General features: G+C 71.7%; 1 protein-coding gene. It reads right to left on the minus strand.

Going from position 1 to position 1,587, the window contains the following annotated elements; genetic code table 11:
- On the minus strand, positions 1 to 1,587 hold a 1,587-nt coding region (locus WHI96_RS27610), incomplete at both ends, for a helicase-like domain-containing protein (RefSeq protein WP_349302515.1).

Here is a 1,587-nt window from a genome sequence, read left to right on the forward strand (position 1 = left end):
AGTCCGGTGGGGTCTCCGTCGAGGAACTGGGACCGTTCGATGGTGAAGGTCCCGCGGGGCACGTCGACGAGGGTCAGCTCGGCGACGATGTCGTCCCCGGCGGGGCGGACCGCGGCGGTGACGGTGTGCCCCCCGATCTCGACGACGGGCCGGGCGTCGGTGGGGGCGCTGTAGCGGTTGGCCCGGGTCAGCGCTGGACGGAGCAGGTCCTGCAGCGCGCGGCCGGCGTCACTGCGTGAGGTGTACGGGTGGCCCCAGACTTCGGCGCGGAAGGCCTCGCCGCGGGTGGTGGTGCGGCGCGCGACGGCGGCGTCGACCTGGCGGAGCTCGTCGGTGATCTCCTCTCCGGTGCGCTCGGCCGCACGGACGGTGCGTCGGAGGTGGTCGTTGTTGCGGTAGTGGGCCCGTTCGAGGCGTTCGAGCCGGTTGACGTCGGAGTCGGCCTTGGCCTTCTCCATCACGCGGGGGTCGCCGGTGGCGAGCGCCTTGACCTCGTCGTAGGACAGGGCGGCGTCGCCGATGTCCTCGATCTCGCGGACGTCGAGCCGGCCGCGCATCATCTGCGCAATGAACATCGCCTTCCTGGTGACGGTCTGCCAGGAGTAGGCGTCGAAGCTGCCCTCGGTGACGTAGCGGAGGATCTCGACCTCGGGGTTCTGGTTGCGCTGGCGGATGATGCGGCCCTCGCGCTGGGCGATGTCGGCGGGCCGCCAGGGGCAGTCGAGGTGGTGCAGTGCGCGGGCGCGGGTCTGGACGTTGGTCCCGACGCCCATCCGCTGGGTGGACCCGATGAGCACGGCGATCTGCCCGGAGCGGGCGGCGCGGAACATCGCTGCCTTGGCCGCGTCGTTGTTGGCCTCGTGCATGAAGCGCACGCTGCCCTCGGGCAGTCCGCGCTCGTGGAGCTTGGTGCGCAGGTCGTCGTAGACGCTGAACCGGCCCTCGTCGTTGGGGACCCCCAGGTCGCAGAACACCAGCTGGAGCGCACCGGGGGTCGGGTGGGGCTGTTGGGTGTCGGGGTTGAGGTAGGTGGTGTCGCGGTGGTCGCGCCAGATCCCGGCGATGCGGTCGGCGGCGACGTCGAGCTTGACGGTCTCGTCGGTGTCCGCGCCGACGAGCCGGAGGTCCAGCGCTGCGGCCCGTCCTTCCCCGGTGATCGTCAGCATGTTCTCCTTGCCCTTGCTGGCGCCGCCGCCGCGGAGCTGCTCGGCGCGGCGGACGAGGTCCGCGACCACGTTCTCGAGCGCCGCGGATCCCGGGACGACCACTGCTTCGGCCGCGCGGCGGCCGTCGTCGCCGGCCTTGAGCGCCGGCACGGGGAGGTCGAGGTCCTCGGCGGTCTTGACGTCGGCCGAGACGTGCCACATGCGGAGGAGCTCGGGGACGTTCTTGAACTTGGCGAAGCGGGACTTCATCCGGGGCTTGCCGCCGTCGGGGGCGAGCTCGATCCCGGTCACGACCTCGCCGAACGTGGCGGCCCAGGAGTCGAAGTCCTCGACGCCGGCCTCCTCGAGGAGGTCGGGACGCAGGTAGCGCTGCATGACGTGGGCTTCGCTGACGCTGTTCGCGATCGGTGTCGCGGTGGCG

The organism is Pseudonocardia tropica (assembly GCF_040105315.1).
Taxonomy (GTDB): Bacteria; Actinomycetota; Actinomycetes; order Mycobacteriales; family Pseudonocardiaceae; genus Pseudonocardia; species Pseudonocardia alni.